We start from the raw sequence: 16,555 nt of genomic DNA on the forward strand, positions 1-16,555 counted from the left end.
TCAGGAAAACTTGCGGTAGCGCATGGGAATTTTTGGCTCGCGGATTGCTGCGGCACGTTTGTGGCTGTGGCGGCCCGGTTAGAAAGCTTCTATAAGCCCGGAACTACTTGATGCAGCAACTCAACCTGCCCCTGCAAGCGACTCAGCCTGCCTACGCTGACGGTGTTAAAATACCCTGCCGGGTATAACTAACAATTGGGATTTCCTACATGACCTCGCTCGACAGCTTCAAATGCAAAAAGACCCTCAAGGTCGGCGCCAAGACCTATGTCTATTACAGCCTGCCCACGGCCGAGAAGAATGGTCTGAAGGGAATTTCGAAACTCCCCTACTCGATGAAGGTTTTGCTCGAGAACCTGCTCCGCAACGAGGACGGCCGCTCGGTCAAGAAGGCAGACATCGTCGCGGTGTCGAAATGGCTGCGCAAGAAGTCGCTGGAGCATGAGATCGCCTTCCGCCCGGCGCGCGTGCTGATGCAGGACTTCACCGGCGTTCCCGCCGTGGTCGACCTCGCCGCGATGCGCAACGCGATGCAGAAGCTCGGCGGCGATGCCGAGAAGATCAATCCGCTGGTGCCGGTCGACCTCGTCATCGACCACTCCGTGATCGTGAACTTCTTCGGTGACAACAAGGCCTTCGGCAAGAACGTCACGGAGGAATACAAGCAGAACCAGGAGCGCTACGAGTTCCTGAAATGGGGCCAGAAGGCGTTCTCGAACTTCTCCGTCGTGCCGCCCGGCACCGGCATCTGCCACCAGGTCAATCTCGAATATCTCTCCCAGACGGTCTGGACCAAGAAGGAGAAGATGACGGTCGGCAAGAAGACCGGCACCTTCGAGGTCGCCTATCCCGACTCGCTGGTCGGCACCGATTCCCACACCACCATGGTCAACGGTCTCGCCGTGCTCGGCTGGGGCGTCGGCGGCATCGAGGCGGAAGCCTGCATGCTCGGTCAGCCGCTGTCGATGCTGCTGCCCAACGTCGTCGGCTTCAAGCTGAAGGGCGCGATGAAGGAAGGCGTCACCGCGACCGACCTCGTGCTGACCGTGACGCAGATGCTGCGCAAGCTCGGCGTGGTCGGCAAGTTCGTCGAATTCTTCGGCCCCGGCCTCGACCATCTCTCGGTCGCCGACAAGGCGACCATCGCCAACATGGCGCCCGAATATGGCGCGACCTGCGGCTTCTTCCCGGTCGATGCCGCTGCACTCGATTATCTCAAGACCTCCGGCCGCGCCTCGGCGCGCGTCGCGCTGGTGCAGGCCTATGCGAAGGCGCAAGGGCTGTTCCGCACCGCCAAGTCGGCCGATCCGGTGTTCACGGAGACGCTGACGCTCGACCTCGGTGACGTCGTGCCGTCGATGGCCGGTCCGAAGCGCCCCGAGGGCCGGATTGCGCTGCCGTCCGTGGCCGAGGGCTTCTCGCTCGCGCTCGCCAGCGAATACAAGAAGGCCGAGGAGCCGGCGAAGCGCTTTGCCGTCGACGGCAAGAAGTTCGACATCGGCCATGGTGACGTCGTGATCGCCGCGATCACCTCCTGCACCAACACCTCGAACCCGAGCGTGCTGATCGGCGCCGGTCTGCTGGCGCGCAACGCCGCCGCGAAGGGCCTCAAGGCAAAGCCGTGGGTGAAGACCTCGCTGGCCCCGGGCAGCCAGGTGGTGGCGGCCTATCTCGCCGATTCCGGTCTCCAGGCCGATCTCGACAAGGTCGGCTTCAACCTGGTCGGCTTCGGCTGCACCACCTGCATCGGCAATTCCGGTCCGCTGCCCGAGGAGATCTCGAAGTCGATCAACGACAACGGCATCGTCGCGGCTGCCGTGCTCTCCGGCAACCGCAACTTCGAAGGCCGCGTCTCGCCGGACGTGCAGGCGAACTATCTGGCCTCGCCGCCGCTCGTGGTCGCCCACGCGCTCGCGGGCACCGTCACCAAGAACCTCGCCGTCGAGCCCCTCGGTGAAGGCAAGGACGGCAAGCCGGTGTACCTCAAGGACATCTGGCCGACGACCAAGGAGATCAACGCCTTCATGAAGAAGTTCGTGACCGCGTCGATCTTCAAGAAAAAGTATGCCGACGTGTTCAAGGGCGACACCAACTGGCGCAAGATCAAGACCGTCGAGAGCGAGACCTATCGCTGGAACATGAGTTCGACCTATGTGCAGAACCCGCCCTATTTCGAAGGCATGAAGAAGGAGCCGGAGCCGGTCACCGACATCGTCGAGGCCCGCATCCTCGCCATGTTCGGCGACAAGATCACCACCGACCACATCTCGCCGGCCGGTTCGATCAAGCTCACCTCGCCCGCGGGCAAATATCTCAGCGAGCACCAGGTGCGTCCGGCCGACTTCAATCAGTACGGCACGCGCCGCGGCAACCACGAAGTCATGATGCGCGGCACCTTCGCCAACATCCGCATCAAGAACTTCATGCTGAAGGGCGCCGACGGCAATATTCCGGAAGGCGGTCTCACCAAGCACTGGCCCGACGGCGAGCAGATGTCGATCTACGACGCCGCGATGAAATATCAGCAGGAGCAGGTGCCATTGGTGGTGTTCGCCGGCGCCGAATACGGCAATGGCTCCTCGCGCGACTGGGCCGCGAAGGGCACCCGTCTGCTCGGCGTCCGTGCCGTGATCTGCCAGAGCTTCGAGCGCATCCACCGCTCCAACCTGGTCGGCATGGGCGTGCTGCCGCTGACCTTCGAGGACGGCACCTCTTGGTCGTCGCTCGGCCTGAAGGGCGACGAGAAGGTCACGCTGCGCGGCCTCGTCGGAGAGCTCAAGCCGCGCCAGAAGCTGACCGCGGAGATCGTCTCCGGCGACGGTTCGCTGCAGCGCGTTTCGCTGCTCTGCCGCATCGATACGCTGGACGAGCTCGAATACTACCGCAACGGCGGCATCCTGCACTACGTGCTGCGCAAGCTCGCGGCGTAAGCGCGGACTTGTGAACGGTGGCTCACTGCGAAGTGAGTAGTAGGTTACACGAAGGCGGCCTATCACAAGGCCGCCTTCACGCGTTTGCGGCAGGCTTCAGATGGGCCCGCCCGGCGGAGAACCTCACGCTTTGGACGGTTACTTTGGCGGACGAAAGTGCGAGGCCCGTAAGACTACGGTGACCATCCGGCGGTAAGATTTCCCTCTCACGAGCAATGGTGTGCGGCGTTCGACATGACAATAATGACGGCTTCTCATCTGGTTTCACGCTGGTCCGGCGCCCTCTGGTCGGGAGCCCTTGGTCTCTGTGCTATCGTCGCCGTCATTCGTCCTGCCGAAGCTGATCCCCGCGCCGTTGTCGAATTGTTTACCTCGCAGGGCTGCTCCTCCTGCCCGCCGGCCGACAAGATCATCGGCGACCTCTCCCGCGATCCCTCGATCATCGCGCTGAGCATGCCGATCGACTATTGGGACTATCTCGGCTGGAAGGACACATTGGCCGATTCGCGCTTCTCTGCACGGCAGCGTGCCTATTCACGCATGCGCGGCGACCGCGAAGTCTACACGCCGCAGGTCGTGGTGAACGGCTCCACGCATGTCGTCGGCAGCGACCGCACCGGCATCGAAAGCGCCATCGGCAAAACCGACAAGGGCACGGGCGTGATGAGCGTGCCGGTGACGATGTCGCTCGCGGGCAAGCAGATCAACGTCTCGGTGGCCGCGAGCAACGAGCCGACGGCGTCCCACGGCGAGGTCTGGATCTGCTCGATTGCGAAGTCGGTGCCGATCGCGATCAGCCGCGGCGAAAATCGCGGACAGCAGGTGATCTATCACAACGTGGTGCGCAACCTGCTGAAGGTCGGCGACTGGACCGGCCGCCCGGAAAGCTGGACGGTGCCGATCGAGAACCTCACGCGCGACGGCGTCGACGGTGCCGTGGTCTATGTCCAGGACGGCAGCCGGGAAAAGCCGGGGCCGATGCTAGGCGCGGCGTATACGTCGCTGCACTGACGCGCAGCGTGCTCAAGATCATCTCAAGACAACTTGTCTCTCGTCATTCCGGGGCGCGCGAAGCGCGAACCCGGAATCCATCGATCCACCATCCGAGCTGAGAAATGGATTCCGGGCTCGCGCCAAGAGGAGCGCCCCGGAATGACAGCGAGTGAGAAACATCCCGACACAAACAAAAAAGGACCAACTCGCGTTGGCCCTCCTTGTCGTGCGAACAGACCCGATCCTGACGGCCCCGGGGGGCTGGGGGCTGAGGAATCCGGAACCGAAAGGACCGGGTCAACGCACATAGGTCTTTTCGCAATGCAGGGCGGCAGTCGCTTGGCGGAAAAGCGGCGACACTATGATTCCTGCTAACGATCCCGTGACGGTTTGCCGCGACAGAGTTCCACCGCTGCGTGTATGCGGATTGCTCCGGATTCCAGAGCCCTTTCGAGGGCCTTGCGGTGGGGAACAGTTGGCGCGATCATGCAACTGTCATGATCCGCGGTTCCGGGGACGGTCTTCGCGGACGCGGTCATGCTGATGCGACAGGAGGCGGCCTATGAGTCTGTCGGAGGATGCCGATCCGAGCGAACAGCGCGCGGCGGCGCGCCCCGCCGCTTCGAATGCGCAACTGAGCCGGGTGACGTTCAACCGGCTCGAGCTGCACCGTATTCTCAATCTGTACGGCCGGATGGTCGCGGACGGCGAGTGGCGCGACTACGCCATCGACTTCCTCAGGGATCGCGCTGTGTTCTCGGTCTTTCGCCGCGCCTCGGAAGTGCCGATCTATCGTATCGAAAAGGATCCGCGCCTTGCGCGCAAGCAGGGCATGTACAGCGTGATCTCGGCGACGGGCTTGATCCTGCGCCGCGGCCACGAGCTGGAGCGCGTGCTGCTGGTGATCGATCGCAAGCTGGCGGTGGTGTAGCGTTTCGTAGCCCGGATTTCGCTGCGCTCCATCCGGGCTACAAGAGCTGAACCCTACTTCTCCGGCACCGTAGTCGCGCCCTGACCAAGATCGCGCTGCATCATCACCGTGTCCAGCCAGCGGCCGAATTTCAGCCCGACGCTGGGATGCGTGCCGATCATCTTGAAGCCGCCCTTGGTGTGCACGCCGATCGAACCGGCATTGGCGGAATCGCCGATCACGGCAATCATCTGGCGAAAGCCGCGCGCCTCGCATTCGATGATCAGCCGCTCCAGCAGGAGCGCCCCGATGCCGCGGCGGTGGAAGGACGGATCGAGATAGATCGAGTTCTCGACCGTGAAGCGGTAGGCCGGCCGTGGCCGGTAGGCACCGGCATAGGCGTAGCCGGCGACGCGCCCGTCGAGGATGGCGACGAAATAGGGATAGCCGCCGTCGATCAGCGTGCGGTAGCGGCGCGTCATCTCGGTAAGGTCAGGCGGCTCCAGCTCGAACGTCGCGGTGCCCTCGCGGACGGCTTGCTGATAGATGGCGGTGATGGCGGGGAGGTCGGCCTCAAGGGTGGGCCTGATTTCGGGTGCGGACATGGGGCAAGATTAAAGCCTTACCGGGACCGCTGGAAGAGGCGAAACGGCCTCTCCACGTCGTCATTGCGAGCGAAGCGAAGCAATCCAGAAATGCGTCCGTGGGAGGGACTCTGGATTGCTTCGGCGCAAGAGCTCCTCGCAATGACGGTGGTTGAGGGAACATCACGCCCAAACAAAAACCCCGGCCTTTCGGCCGGGGCTGGTGTCGTTCGCTCTGGTCTGACGCTTAGTCGCGCTGGCCGAGCAGCTGCAGGAGCAGCGTGAACAGGTTGATGAAGTTCAGGTACAGCGACAGCGCGCCGGTGATGGCCGCACGCTCTGCGATGTCACCGCCGGCCGAGGCGTAGCCGTAGATGTAGTCGTTCTTCAGCCGCTGGGTATCCCACGCGGTGAGGCCCGCGAACACCAGCACGCCGACCACCGACACGACGAACTGCAGCACCGAGCTCGCCAGGAACAGGTTCACCAGGCTCGCGATGACGATGCCGATCAGGCCCATGAACAGGAACGAACCCATTCCGCTCATGTCACGCTTGGTGGTGTAGCCGTAGAGGCTGAGCGCGCCGAAGGTCGCCGCGGTGATGAAGAACACCCGCACGATCGAGGTGTGCGTGAACACCAGGAAGATCGAGGACAGCGAGACGCCCATCAGCGCCGCGAACACCCAGAACAGGATCTGGGCGGTCGAGGGAGCGAGACGGTTGATGCCCGCCGAGATCACGAACACCATGGCGAGCGGCGCGAGCATGAACAGCCACTTCAGGGGGCTGACGAACATCGCGTAGCCGAACGGCGTCAGGAACAGCTTGCCGACGCGGACGGCTTCCGGGGTCGGAACGTCCGTCACGGCGGCCATGTAGACGCCGAGCGCGGCAAGGCCGGTGATGGCCAGGCCAATGCTCATGTAGTTGTAGATGCGCAGCATGTAGGCGCGCAGGCCGGCATCGACCGTCGCGGCGTCAACACGCCCGGCGGCCCTGCCGAAAGGAGAAGCGTAATTGCGGTCTAGGTCCGACATGGTCGAATTCCCGTTGGTTGGTCCGGTCCGGCATGAGGGTCGCCATGCCGCCGGTTCGTCAAACTCTATCTCGGATACCGATGTCTGCCGACTAAATTTTGGCTAACAATCGGGGCTCCGAACCCACTCGATATGTGGGAAACTAACACATCCGCTGCAACCGTCCACGCGCGGCTGAATGTCGCCCTTCCCTGCAATCCTGGCGAGCGGACGTGGTTAATCGCTGGAATCGTGCGATTCCGCTCCCGTGCCGCCGCCCGCTACCATTTGTCACAAATTCCGCAACACCGTGGCGGGCTTTTTGTTCAATGCCAGCAGCGTGCCGGCGAGCCCGAGGCCGACCGTGACGACCAAGGCAGCCGCGACCACGCCGGCGGCGCTGCCGCCCTGCCAGACGAAAGTGAGGGTCATCAGCCGGGTCACGATCATCCAGGCCGCGACGCTGCCGGCTAGGACGCCGAACACCGCGGTGACAAGTCCGATCAGGAGGTATTCGAGCGCATAGGCGCCGAGCAGCCGCAGCCGGGTCGCGCCCAGCGTCTTGAGGATCACCGCATCGTAGACCCGGTGACGATGGCCGGCGGCGAGCGCGCCGCCCAACACCAGGATCGCCGAGATCAGGGTCACCGCGCTGGCGCCGCGGATCGCCAGCGCCAGGTTGGTCACGACCGAGCCGACCGTCTCCATCACCTCGCGCACGCGCACGCTCGTCACCATCGGATAGGCGTCAGCGACCTCCCTGATGATCTTGCCGTCGCCGACCGCATCGCCGCCGGCTTCCGTCAGCGTCGCGATGTGGGTGTGCGGCGCGCCCTTGAATGCGTTCGGCGAAAACACGAGGACGAAATTGATGCCGAGGCCCTGCCAGTCGATGCTGCGCAGATTGCTGATCTTCGCGGGGATGTCGCGGCCGAGGATATTGACCACGACCTCGTCGCCGAGCTTCAGGCCGAGTCCGTCCGCGATCTTCTTCTCCATCGAAACCAGCGGCGGGCCGGCATAATCGGCGCTCCACCACTCGCCCTCGACCACCTTGGAGCCTTTCGGCAGCTCGGCGGTATAGGTCAGGCCACGGTCGCTCTGCAGCACCCACTCGGAATCGGTGCTGGGCTTGAGCTCCTCGGCGCGGACCCCACGGGCTCCGACGATGCGCCCGCGCAGCATCGGCACGTCATCGACCTTCGCGCCGGGGGCGATCTGGCGCAGATACGTGTCGAACTGCTCGGCCTGCGTGCTCGGAATGTCGATGAAGAAGAACGACGGTGCGTGCTCGGGCAGCGCCGCCAGGAACTGCCGGCGCAGATTGCCGTCGATCTGGGTGATGGTGACGAGCACGGCCAGTCCGAGCCCCAACGACAGCACGACCGAGGGCGTCAGCGCGCCCGGCCGGTGGATGTTGGCAATCGCAAGTCGCAGCATCGGCCACCGCGTGCGCGGCAGCCGCCGGGCGATGGTCATCAGCAGGGCGGCGATGCCGCGCAGCAGCGCGAACACGACCACGGAGGAGGCCACGAACACCGCGGCGACGCGCTTGTCGAAGGACAGCCCGATCACGACAGCGATGAGCAGCGCGATCACGACAGCCATGAAGACGAGATAACTCCAGCGTGGCCGATGCCATTCGGAGCTGATGTTGTCGCGGAACAGGGCGGCCACCGGCACGTCGTGCACGCGGCCGAGCGGCCACAGGCCGAAGGCAAGCGCCGTGAGCAGCCCGTAGACGAACGACAGCGCGAGTTCGTCGGCATGCACCGCCGGCACCACCGGCAGCGGCAGCAGCGTGCCGAACAGGCCGACGATCGCGAAAGGCATGGCGGCGCCGAGCGCGAGGCCGATCAGCGACCCGATCGCGGCGAGCAGGAGAACCTGGGCGAGATAGATGCCGAACACGTCGCGCCCCGTGGCGCCGACGGCCTTGAAGGCCGCGATCACCTCGAGCTTGTGGTCGATATGGGCCTTGACGGCATTGGCGACGCCGACGCCGCCGACCAGCAGCGCGGCGAGGCCGACCAGCGTCAGGAACTGCGTGAAGCGGTTGATGTTGCGTTCGAGCTGCGGCGAGGCATTGGAGCGGCTGCGGACCTCCCAGCCGGCCTGCGGCGCGGCGTTGCGCGCGTCCGCGATGAAGGCATCGGTGGCGCGCTCGCTATTGGCGATCTCCGGCAGCTTCACACGGTAGACCCAGCGCACCAGGCTGCCGGGCTGGACCAGCCCTGTGGCGCGAAGGCCCGCTTCGCTGATCAGGAAACGCGGGCCGAAGCCGATGCCGCCGGCGAGCTTGTCGGGCTCGGCTTCGACGGCGCTGCGGATCTGGAACGTGGCAGACCCCACGGTGACGCGATCGCCGGTCTTGAGCGACAGCCGCGCCAGCAGCGTCGGATCGGCGGCCGCGCCGAACGCGCCGTCGCGCTCCGCGAGCAGGTCGGACATCGGCAGCGGTGGCGCCAGCGTCAACTGGCCCAACATCGGATAGGTGTCGTCGACCGCCTTCATCTCGACCAGCGCCAGCTTGCCCTCGGCCGAGCGCGCCATGCCGCGCAGAGTGGCGGCGCTCGAGACGGTGCCGCGCGAACGCAGGAAGGCGACTTCCTCCGGCTTTGCTTCACGCTGAAACAGGACGAACGACACGTCGCCGCCGAGCAGCGTACGGCCCTCGCGGGCGAGGCCGTCGCTCAGGCTGGCGGAGACCGAGCCGACGCCCGCGATGGCCATGACGCCGAGCGCGATGCAGGCAATGAAGACGTAGAAGCCGCGCAGGCCGCCGCGCAATTCGCGCAGCGCGTAGCGCAGCGACAGCGCGATGCCGTTGGGCTTCGCGAACGGTTCGGCAGCGATGCTCATGCCGGCGCCGACTGCGTGTCGATGCGGCCGGAGCGCAGGCGGATCACGCGATCGCAGCGATGCGCGAGCGAGGAATCGTGCGTGACCAGCACCAGCGTCATGCCGCGCTCGGCATGCTTGCTGAACAGGAGGTCGACGATCTGTTGTCCCGTGGCTTCGTCGAGATTGCCGGTCGGCTCGTCGGCCACGAGGATAGCGGGATCGGGTGCCAGCGCGCGGGCCAGCGCGACGCGCTGCTGCTCGCCGCCGGAGAGCTGCGTCGGATAATGATGCAGACGGTCGCCGAGCCCGACCGATTGCAGCTCCTGCGCCGCGCGCCTTGCGGCGTCGGGATTGCCCGCAAGCTCGAGCGGCACCGCGACGTTCTCCAGCGCGGTCATGGTCGGGATCAGATGGAAGGACTGGAAGACGATGCCGACCTGGCGGCCGCGGAAGCGGGCCAGCGCGTCCTCGTCGAGGGCATTGAAAGGCGTGCCGCTGACCACCACCTCTCCACTATCAGGACGTTCCAGCCCCGCCATCACCATCAGCAGCGTGGATTTGCCCGAGCCTGACGGGCCGATCAGGCCGATCGTCTCGCTCCGGCCCACGCGCAGGCTGATATCCTTGAGAATGTGAACGCGTGCCGCGCCCGTACCCAATGACAGATTGACGTTGGAGATGGCGATGGTGTCCGCCGAAACGTCGGCGAGCGAAGAGGAAGAGATGCGAGTGTCCATGGTCCGGTCATATGGCAACTCCGCACGCGCGGTCGAGAGGCGTTACGGATTGTTCATGCACATAGCCGTGTTGATGTTCGCTTTGATGACGGTCGCAAATCCGGCGTGGGCTCCCGCATGGGCCGAGGCGGCGAAACCGATCAAGCTGGTGGTTCTCGGCGATTCCTTGAGCGCCGGCCTCGGCCTCCAGGCCCCGGAAGCGTTCCCCACAAAACTTCAAAAATCTTTGCAAGACAAAGGCATAGCGGTCGACATGACCAATGCCGGGGTATCCGGCGACACCTCCTCGGGTGGCCGTGACCGGCTCGACTGGTCGGTCCCCGAGGGAACCGACGGTGTGATCATCGAGCTCGGCGCCAACGATGCGCTGCGCGGCATCGATCCCGGTTTGACCCGCGCCGCGCTCACCGAGATCGTCCAGCGCCTCAAGGCGCGCAAGATCGCGGTGATGCTGTGCGGCATGCTGGCGCCGCCGAATTACGGCGCGGATTATGCCGCGCGCTTCAATTCGATTTATCCGGATCTGGCGAAGAAATTCGGCGTGCCGCTCTATCCGTTTTTTCTCGACGGTGTCGCGGCCGATGCCAAACTCAACCAGGCCGACGGCATTCATCCGACCGCGCCCGGCGTCGATATCATCGTCAGGAATATCTTGCCCACGGTTGAGGCATTTCTTGGCACCATAGCTGAGCAACGGCGTTGAAAAGCAGGCAACGCCGACCGTAATTCCCAGGGTTTTACCGGGGTGAGGCGCGCGATGCTTCGCAGAGTCACACAACTGCGATAGGAATTGAGGTACCGGTGATTCGTCGCCGGCTCTAAAATTTGGATATGATCTTTCCCATGGGATCATGCCCAAGCATCGGGAGTGCGAAACGATGCCGCGTTTGTTCACTGGTCTGGAAATTCCGGCCGAGATTGGCCAGTCGCTTTCCAATTTGCGGGGCGGCCTTCCCGGCGCCCGCTGGATCGATCCCGAAAATTACCACGTCACACTGCGCTTCATCGGCAATATCGATGGCATGTCCGCCAACGAAATCGCCTCGATGCTGTTTCGCGTCGACCGCAAGCCGTTCGAGGTGAAGGTGCAGGGTTTGCAGAGTTTCGGCGGACGCAAGCCGCGCGCGGTGGTCGCCACCATCGTGCCGAGCAAGCCGCTGATGGAATTGCAGGCCGAGCTCGAGCGCCTGATGCAGCGGATCGGCCTCGACCCGGAAGGCCGCAAGTTCATCCCGCATGTCACGCTGGCCCGTCTGCACGACGCCACCGACCGTGACGTCGCCGACTATCTCTCGCTGCGCGGCTATTTTCCCAGCAAGGCGTTCACGGCCGAACGGTTCGTGCTGTTCTCGTCCCGCGCCTCCACCGGCGGCGGCCCGTATGTGGTCGAAGACGCGTACGAGCTGTGTGAGTGAGTCTTCGTTGCGTCGCGCTATCGCGGCGGGGCCACGCCGGGTCGGGCGACGTCGGTCTTCGCGAAGTCCGCGCCCTTGAACAGCAGCGGCTCACTGCGAGTCGTCGCTAGCGCGTAGGAAAAGCAGTCGCCATAGTTCAGCGACGCGGCGTGACGTCCCTTGCCGTAGCGACGCCAGGCGCGCCGTGCCGCATCGGCTTGTCGTGCATCGACCGGCACGATCTCGGCGCCGATCTTGACGAGCCAGAGATCGAACTCGCGCCCGCCCCCGTCACCTAGCCGTGTCTCGATCACCATCGTCGCTTCAAGCACCGTTGCCGCGGAGATCAGGCGGATCGGATCGTTCACGATCAGTCGCTCGATGTCCGCTGCATCGTCTTCGTTGAGCGCAATTGCAACGATCGCCGATGTGTCGATCACCATCAGCGCGGCAATCCATGCGCGTCGTATCCGAGAATTTCCTCAGGCGTGCGGTTATCCAAGACGCGCATTTCGCTCCAGCGCCGCCTGATCTCGGCCATGTCTTGAAGCAGCGCGTCTTTGTGAGCTTGACCGCCGAGCCGGCGTAATCGCTCTTCGATGGCGCGCTTGGTCGCCGTCGTGATGTTCTCGCCGGTCAATTGCGCCAGACTCCGCGCCAATTGCTCCGTTTCGGGGTCTTTGATGCTAAGGGCCATGCCGAGGTTCCTGGGTGCCTTAATAGGTATATTCTAGCCCGGCCGAGCGCAACAATAGATACTGGTGGCGACCTAGCGCCCATACTTCGCGCTTCGACGCATGCAGGCGACCCTGTCCGCGAAAGGCCGGGCGCATAAGCCTTTGCGCCAATACGGAGTTGCAATTTCCACTCATCTCTGGCGGTAAAGAGCATGCTCTCGACCCCCAGTTCCTCATTTCGCGAGGCCTATCAGGCCCAGATCGCGTCCGGCGCGATCGAGCCCGATGCCGCCCAGGCCGAAATTGCCGACGCCTATGCGGCGCTCGATCAGCGGCTCGCCGACTACAAGCCGGCGCGCAAGCAGGGCCTGCTCAGCCGCCTGTTCAGCAGCGACAAGGACGAGGCGCCGCACGGGCTCTACGTCCATGGCGAGGTCGGTCGCGGCAAGACCATGCTGATGGATCTGTTCTTCCAGCACTCGACCGTCGAGCACAAGCGGCGCGCGCATTTCCACGAATTCATGGCCGAGGTGCACGAGCGCATCTACGATTTTCGCCAGGGCATCGCGCGCGGCGAGATCGCCGACGGCGACGTCATCGCGCTGACCGCGCATGCGATCTTCGAGGAGAGCTGGCTGCTCTGTTTCGACGAATTCCACGTCACCGACATCGCGGACGCGATGATCCTCGGCCGCCTGTTCGCAAAGCTGCTGGAGCTCGGCACCGTGGTGGTCGCGACCTCCAACGTCGCGCCTGACGACCTCTACAAGGGTGGTCTGAACCGTTCGCTGTTCCTTCCCTTCATCAGGCAGATCACCGACCACATGGACGTGCTGCGGCTCGACGCGCGCACCGACTTCCGGCTGGAAAAGCTTCAGGGCGTGCCGATGTGGCTGACGCCGGCAGACACTGAGGCGGACGCCGCGCTCGACCGCGCCTGGTCGAAGATGTCAGGCGGCGCCAAATGCAAGTCGCGGGATATTTCGATCAAGGGCCGCATCCTGCACGTGCCGTGCTCGGCCCACGGCGTGGCGCGCTTCGCGTTCGCCGATCTCTGCGAGAAGCCGCTCGGGGCATCGGACTATCTCTGGCTGGCGCACGATTATCACACCATCCTGGTCGACCATATTCCAGTGATGGACATCTCCCAGCGCAACGCCGCCAAGCGCTTCATCACGCTGATCGACACGCTCTATGACAATGCCGTGAAGCTGATGGCCTCGGCCGATGCCAACCCGATCTCGCTCTATCTTGCCAACGAGGGCAACGAGGCCAACGAGTTCAAGCGCACCGCCTCGCGCCTGATCGAAATGAGCTCGGAATCCTATTTGGCGCTGCCCCACGGCCGCAAGGATTCCACCGCCAGCGGCTCGACCAAAGGTTTGGTTGAGACTTAAAGGGTCTGGTCGAGACTTAAGTCCTATTTGCCAGCGCTGTCATTCCGGGCTCGGCGCTTCCCAAGCCCCGGAATGACGGGGATCCGCTTGAATACGCGGCAAGCCCGACAATTGGGCAACCCGTGACTTGAACGGGGGAGGCGAAAGGGATAACCACCCGTCTCAGTTTTCCCCTCCTTACGTGTCTAAAGGACAGGCTCACATGGCGCGCGACAAAATTGCTTTGATTGGCTCCGGTCAGATCGGCGGAACGCTGGCTCATCTCATCGGCCTGAAAGAGCTGGGCGACGTGGTGATGTTCGACATCGCCGAGGGCGTGCCGCAGGGCAAGGCGCTCGACATCGCGCAGTCCTCGCCGGTCGACGGCTTTGACGCGCACTACACCGGCGCCAACTCCTACGAGGCGCTCGACAACGCAAAGGTCTGCATCGTCACCGCCGGCGTGCCGCGCAAGCCCGGCATGAGCCGCGACGACCTCCTCTCCATCAACCTCAAGGTCATGGAACAGGTCGGCGCCGGCATCAAGAAGTACGCCCCCGACGCCTTCGTCATCTGCATCACCAACCCGCTCGACGCGATGGTCTGGGCGTTGCAGAAGGCTAGCGGCCTGCCGCACAAGAAGGTCGTCGGCATGGCCGGCGTGCTGGATTCGTCGCGCTTTCGCTACTTCCTGGCCGACGAGTTCAACGTTTCGGTCGAAGACGTCACCGCCTTCGTGCTGGGCGGCCATGGCGACACCATGGTGCCGCTGGTAAAATACTCCACCGTCGCCGGCATCCCGCTGCCCGATCTCGTCAAGATGGGTTGGACCTCGCAGGCGCGCCTCGACGAGATCGTCGACCGCACCCGCAACGGCGGCGCCGAGATCGTCAACCTGCTCAAGACCGGCTCGGCCTTCTACGCGCCGGCGGCTTCCGCGATCGCGATGGCCGAGAGCTATCTGCGTGACAAGAAGCGCGTGCTGGCCTCGGCCGCCTATTTGAACGGCGAATACGGCGTGAAGGACATGTATGTCGGCGTGCCCGTCGTGATCGGCTCCAAGGGCGTCGAGCGCGTCGTCGAGATCGAGCTCGTCGGCAAGGACCGCGAAGCCTTCGACAAGTCGGTCGGCGCGGTGCAGGGTCTGGTTGACGCCTGCAAGAAGATCGCACCCGACCTTCTGGGCCGCTAAGGTCAAACATTCCGCCGAAGACCGAAACCCGGTCTTCGGCGGTTTCATTTCCGGGGTCCGCCAAACCTTGTTTAAGGTTGGGGCGGGTCCTGGTCCGCAAGTCCAGAGATCGATGTTAGAGAATCCGGGTTGCAGTTCCTGTGGTATATGGTATGCCAGCCACAAGACTGAGGTGGGCCTACGAGGTCACCGCCCGCGGGTTCAGGGAGCGACCATATGAATATCCATGAATATCAGGCCAAAGCGCTGCTGAACGAGTTCGGCGTCGCGATCTCCAAGGGCGTTCCGGTCCTGAAGGCGGCCGATGCGGACGCGGCGGCAAAGGCCCTCCCGGGTCCGGTCTGGGTCGTGAAGAGCCAGATCCACGCCGGCGGCCGCGGCAAGGGCAAGTTCAAGGAAGCCTCGGCTGGCGACAAGGGCGGCGTGCGCATCGCCAAGTCGGCCGCGGAGGTTTCCGAATTCGCCAAGCAGATGCTCGGCGCCACGCTCGTCACCATCCAGACCGGCCCCGCCGGCAAGCAGGTCAACCGCCTCTACATCGAGGACGGCTCCGACATCGACAAGGAATTCTACCTCTCGATCCTGGTCGACCGCGAGACCTCGCGTGTCTCGTTCGTCGTCTCGACCGAGGGCGGCGTCAACATCGAGGACGTCGCGCACAACAGCCCTGAGAAGATCGTGACCTTCTCGATCGATCCCGCGACCGGCATCATGGGCCATCACGGCCGCACCGTCGCGAACGCGCTAAAACTCTCCGGCGATCTCGCCAAGCAGGCCGAGAAGCTCACCGCACAGCTTTACGCTGCGTTCGTCGCCAAGGACATGTCGATGCTGGAGATCAACCCGCTGGTCGTGACCAAGCAGGGTCAGCTCCGCGTGCTCGACGCCAAGGTGTCGTTCGACGACAACGCTCTGTTCCGTCACCCCGAGGTGCTCGCGCTGCGCGACGAGACCGAGGAGGACGCCAAGGAAATCGAGGCGTCGAAATACGACCTCAACTACGTCACCCTCGACGGCAATATCGGCTGCATGGTCAACGGCGCCGGCCTCGCGATGGCGACGATGGACATCATCAAGCTTTACGGCATGGCGCCGGCGAACTTCCTCGACGTCGGCGGCAGCGCCAGCAAGGAAAAGGTCGCGGCCGCCTTCAAGATCATCACTGCGGATCCCAACGTGAAGGGCATCCTGGTCAACATCTTCGGCGGCATCATGAAGTGCGACGTGATCGCCGAGGGCGTCACGGCCGCCGTGCGCGAGGTCGGCCTCAGCGTGCCGCTGGTGGTTCGCCTCGAAGGCACCAATGTCGAGCTGGGCAAGAAGATCATCCGTGAATCCGGCCTGAACGTGGTGCCGGCCGACAATCTCGACGACGCCGCGCAGAAGATCGTGAAGGCCGTCAAGGGAGGCTGAGGCCATGACCCAGGACCATCTCGCTGCATCATCCCCGCTGCCGGAGCACGCGCGCCTTGCCGCGTTCGCCGGTGAATGGAATGGCGAAGAGGTGGTCTTTCCGTCGCGATGGACGGAGGGCGGGACAGCGACCTCTCACGTCGTGGCCCACATGGATCTCAATGGCTTCTATCTGATCCAGGACTCGGTCCAGACCCGCGACGGCAAGCAGAGCTTCGCCACCCACGGCATCTTCACCTTCGACCGCGAAGACCGGACCTATAAATTGTTCTGGTACGATTCGCTCGGCTACACGCCGCCCTCGCCCGCCTCCGGCGGGTGGGTCGGCAAGACCCTGACGCTGGTGCGCGGCTCGCTGCGAGGCAATGCGCGCCACGTCTATGAAATCATCGACGACGATTCCTATTCGTTGAAGATCCAGTTCTCGCCGGACGCGGAAGGCTGGGCCGACGTGCTCACCGGCGTCTACCGCCGCATCCACTGACCT

General features: G+C 64.1%; 15 protein-coding genes. 9 read left to right on the forward strand and 6 right to left on the reverse strand.

The features are described from left to right. Positions 1-209 precede the first annotated feature (209 nt). The 3 genes from acnA (at position 210) to AC0L21_RS26995 (ending at position 4,854) form a co-directional block, all read left to right on the forward strand. Positions 210-2,930, forward strand: a complete 2,721-nt coding sequence (acnA, locus tag AC0L21_RS26985) for an aconitate hydratase AcnA (protein WP_473264757.1) — start codon at positions 210-212, stop codon at positions 2,928-2,930. A 234-nt stretch (positions 2,931-3,164) separates the two neighbouring features. After that, complete coding sequence (locus AC0L21_RS26990) at positions 3,165-3,941, forward strand: DUF1223 domain-containing protein (protein WP_473264758.1); 777 nt, start codon at positions 3,165-3,167, stop codon at positions 3,939-3,941. Between the two features lie 544 nt (positions 3,942-4,485). Further along, positions 4,486-4,854 carry a DUF2794 domain-containing protein gene (locus AC0L21_RS26995; RefSeq protein ID WP_007598853.1) on the forward strand — a complete coding sequence of 123 codons (369 nt, stop codon included), beginning with the start codon at positions 4,486-4,488 and terminating at the stop codon, positions 4,852-4,854. A 53-nt stretch (positions 4,855-4,907) separates the two neighbouring features. Here AC0L21_RS26995 and AC0L21_RS27000 read toward each other — a convergent pair whose 3' ends face one another. The 4 genes from AC0L21_RS27000 to AC0L21_RS27015 all read right to left on the reverse strand — a co-directional run bounded on the left by AC0L21_RS27000 (position 4,908) and on the right by AC0L21_RS27015 (position 10,016). Further along, on the reverse strand, positions 4,908-5,438 hold the full coding sequence (locus AC0L21_RS27000) for a GNAT family N-acetyltransferase (protein WP_473264759.1): 531 nt from the start codon (positions 5,436-5,438) through the stop codon (positions 4,908-4,910). A 226-nt stretch (positions 5,439-5,664) separates the two neighbouring features. Then, positions 5,665-6,456 (reverse strand): Bax inhibitor-1/YccA family protein, encoded by a 792-nt coding sequence (locus AC0L21_RS27005; protein WP_007598855.1) that lies wholly within the window; start codon positions 6,454-6,456, stop codon positions 5,665-5,667. 270 nt (positions 6,457-6,726) lie between these two features. Continuing rightward, positions 6,727-9,297 carry an ABC transporter permease gene (locus AC0L21_RS27010; RefSeq protein WP_473264760.1) on the reverse strand — a complete coding sequence of 857 codons (2,571 nt, stop codon included), beginning with the start codon at positions 9,295-9,297 and terminating at the stop codon, positions 6,727-6,729. Further along, complete coding sequence (locus AC0L21_RS27015) at positions 9,294-10,016, reverse strand: ABC transporter ATP-binding protein (RefSeq protein ID WP_473264761.1); 723 nt, start codon at positions 10,014-10,016, stop codon at positions 9,294-9,296. The genes AC0L21_RS27010 and AC0L21_RS27015 overlap by 4 nt, the downstream gene beginning before the upstream one ends. 55 nt (positions 10,017-10,071) lie before the next feature. Between AC0L21_RS27015 and AC0L21_RS27020 the strand changes: the two genes are divergently transcribed. Both AC0L21_RS27020 and thpR read left to right on the forward strand, forming a co-directional pair. Beyond that, a complete protein-coding gene (locus AC0L21_RS27020) occupies positions 10,072-10,719 on the forward strand; it encodes an arylesterase (RefSeq protein ID WP_473264804.1) in 648 nt (215 codons plus the stop codon). A gap of 175 nt (positions 10,720-10,894) precedes the next feature. Then, a complete protein-coding gene (gene thpR / locus AC0L21_RS27025; protein ID WP_007598862.1) occupies positions 10,895-11,431 on the forward strand; it encodes an RNA 2',3'-cyclic phosphodiesterase in 537 nt (178 codons plus the stop codon). A gap of 17 nt (positions 11,432-11,448) precedes the next feature. Here thpR and AC0L21_RS27030 read toward each other — a convergent pair whose 3' ends face one another. Beyond that, on the reverse strand, positions 11,449-11,853 hold the full coding sequence (locus AC0L21_RS27030) for a type II toxin-antitoxin system VapC family toxin (protein ID WP_473264763.1): 405 nt from the start codon (positions 11,851-11,853) through the stop codon (positions 11,449-11,451). Continuing rightward, positions 11,853-12,107, reverse strand: coding sequence for a type II toxin-antitoxin system VapB family antitoxin (locus AC0L21_RS27035; protein WP_106945563.1), 255 nt, complete (start codon positions 12,105-12,107; stop codon positions 11,853-11,855). Before AC0L21_RS27035 ends, AC0L21_RS27030 begins: the two co-directional genes overlap by 1 nt. Before the next feature lie 192 nt (positions 12,108-12,299). Here AC0L21_RS27035 and zapE point away from each other — a divergent pair, with 192 nt between their 5' ends. From zapE to AC0L21_RS27055, 4 genes are all read left to right on the forward strand, one after another. Continuing rightward, positions 12,300-13,484, forward strand: a complete 1,185-nt coding sequence (gene zapE, locus AC0L21_RS27040; protein ID WP_473264764.1) for a cell division protein ZapE — start codon at positions 12,300-12,302, stop codon at positions 13,482-13,484. 202 nt (positions 13,485-13,686) lie between these two features. Then, positions 13,687-14,655: a malate dehydrogenase gene (mdh, locus tag AC0L21_RS27045; protein ID WP_007598869.1), complete on the forward strand. Its 969-nt coding sequence runs from the start codon at positions 13,687-13,689 to the stop codon at positions 14,653-14,655. A gap of 216 nt (positions 14,656-14,871) precedes the next feature. Beyond that, complete coding sequence (gene sucC / locus AC0L21_RS27050; protein ID WP_007604323.1) at positions 14,872-16,068, forward strand: ADP-forming succinate--CoA ligase subunit beta; 1,197 nt, start codon at positions 14,872-14,874, stop codon at positions 16,066-16,068. Positions 16,069-16,072: 4 nt separating this feature from the next. Further along, a complete protein-coding gene (locus tag AC0L21_RS27055) occupies positions 16,073-16,552 on the forward strand; it encodes a DUF1579 family protein (protein ID WP_007598873.1) in 480 nt (159 codons plus the stop codon). Positions 16,553-16,555 lie beyond the last annotated feature (3 nt).

This window comes from Bradyrhizobium sp. WSM4873, assembly GCF_055811355.1.

What these genes read in the sequence shown, in the direction of transcription:
- sucC (WP_007604323.1), top strand. Translation starts at nt 14,872, where the DNA reads ATGAATATCCATGAATATCAGGCCAAAGCGCTGCTGAACGAGTTCGGC.
- acnA (WP_473264757.1), top strand. Translation starts at nt 210, where the DNA reads ATGACCTCGCTCGACAGCTTCAAATGCAAAAAGACCCTCAAGGTCGGC.
- AC0L21_RS26995 (WP_007598853.1), top strand. Translation starts at nt 4,486, where the DNA reads ATGAGTCTGTCGGAGGATGCCGATCCGAGCGAACAGCGCGCGGCGGCG.
- thpR (WP_007598862.1), top strand. Translation starts at nt 10,895, where the DNA reads ATGCCGCGTTTGTTCACTGGTCTGGAAATTCCGGCCGAGATTGGCCAG.
- AC0L21_RS27035 (WP_106945563.1), bottom strand. Translation starts at nt 12,107, where the DNA reads ATGGCCCTTAGCATCAAAGACCCCGAAACGGAGCAATTGGCGCGGAGT.
- AC0L21_RS27000 (WP_473264759.1), bottom strand. Translation starts at nt 5,438, where the DNA reads ATGTCCGCACCCGAAATCAGGCCCACCCTTGAGGCCGACCTCCCCGCC.
- AC0L21_RS26990 (WP_473264758.1), top strand. Translation starts at nt 3,165, where the DNA reads ATGACAATAATGACGGCTTCTCATCTGGTTTCACGCTGGTCCGGCGCC.
- mdh (WP_007598869.1), top strand. Translation starts at nt 13,687, where the DNA reads ATGGCGCGCGACAAAATTGCTTTGATTGGCTCCGGTCAGATCGGCGGA.
- AC0L21_RS27005 (WP_007598855.1), bottom strand. Translation starts at nt 6,456, where the DNA reads ATGTCGGACCTAGACCGCAATTACGCTTCTCCTTTCGGCAGGGCCGCC.
- AC0L21_RS27020 (WP_473264804.1), top strand. Translation starts at nt 10,072, where the DNA reads ATGCACATAGCCGTGTTGATGTTCGCTTTGATGACGGTCGCAAATCCG.
- AC0L21_RS27015 (WP_473264761.1), bottom strand. Translation starts at nt 10,016, where the DNA reads ATGGACACTCGCATCTCTTCCTCTTCGCTCGCCGACGTTTCGGCGGAC.
- AC0L21_RS27030 (WP_473264763.1), bottom strand. Translation starts at nt 11,853, where the DNA reads ATGGTGATCGACACATCGGCGATCGTTGCAATTGCGCTCAACGAAGAC.
- AC0L21_RS27010 (WP_473264760.1), bottom strand. Translation starts at nt 9,297, where the DNA reads ATGAGCATCGCTGCCGAACCGTTCGCGAAGCCCAACGGCATCGCGCTG.
- zapE (WP_473264764.1), top strand. Translation starts at nt 12,300, where the DNA reads ATGCTCTCGACCCCCAGTTCCTCATTTCGCGAGGCCTATCAGGCCCAG.
- AC0L21_RS27055 (WP_007598873.1), top strand. Translation starts at nt 16,073, where the DNA reads ATGACCCAGGACCATCTCGCTGCATCATCCCCGCTGCCGGAGCACGCG.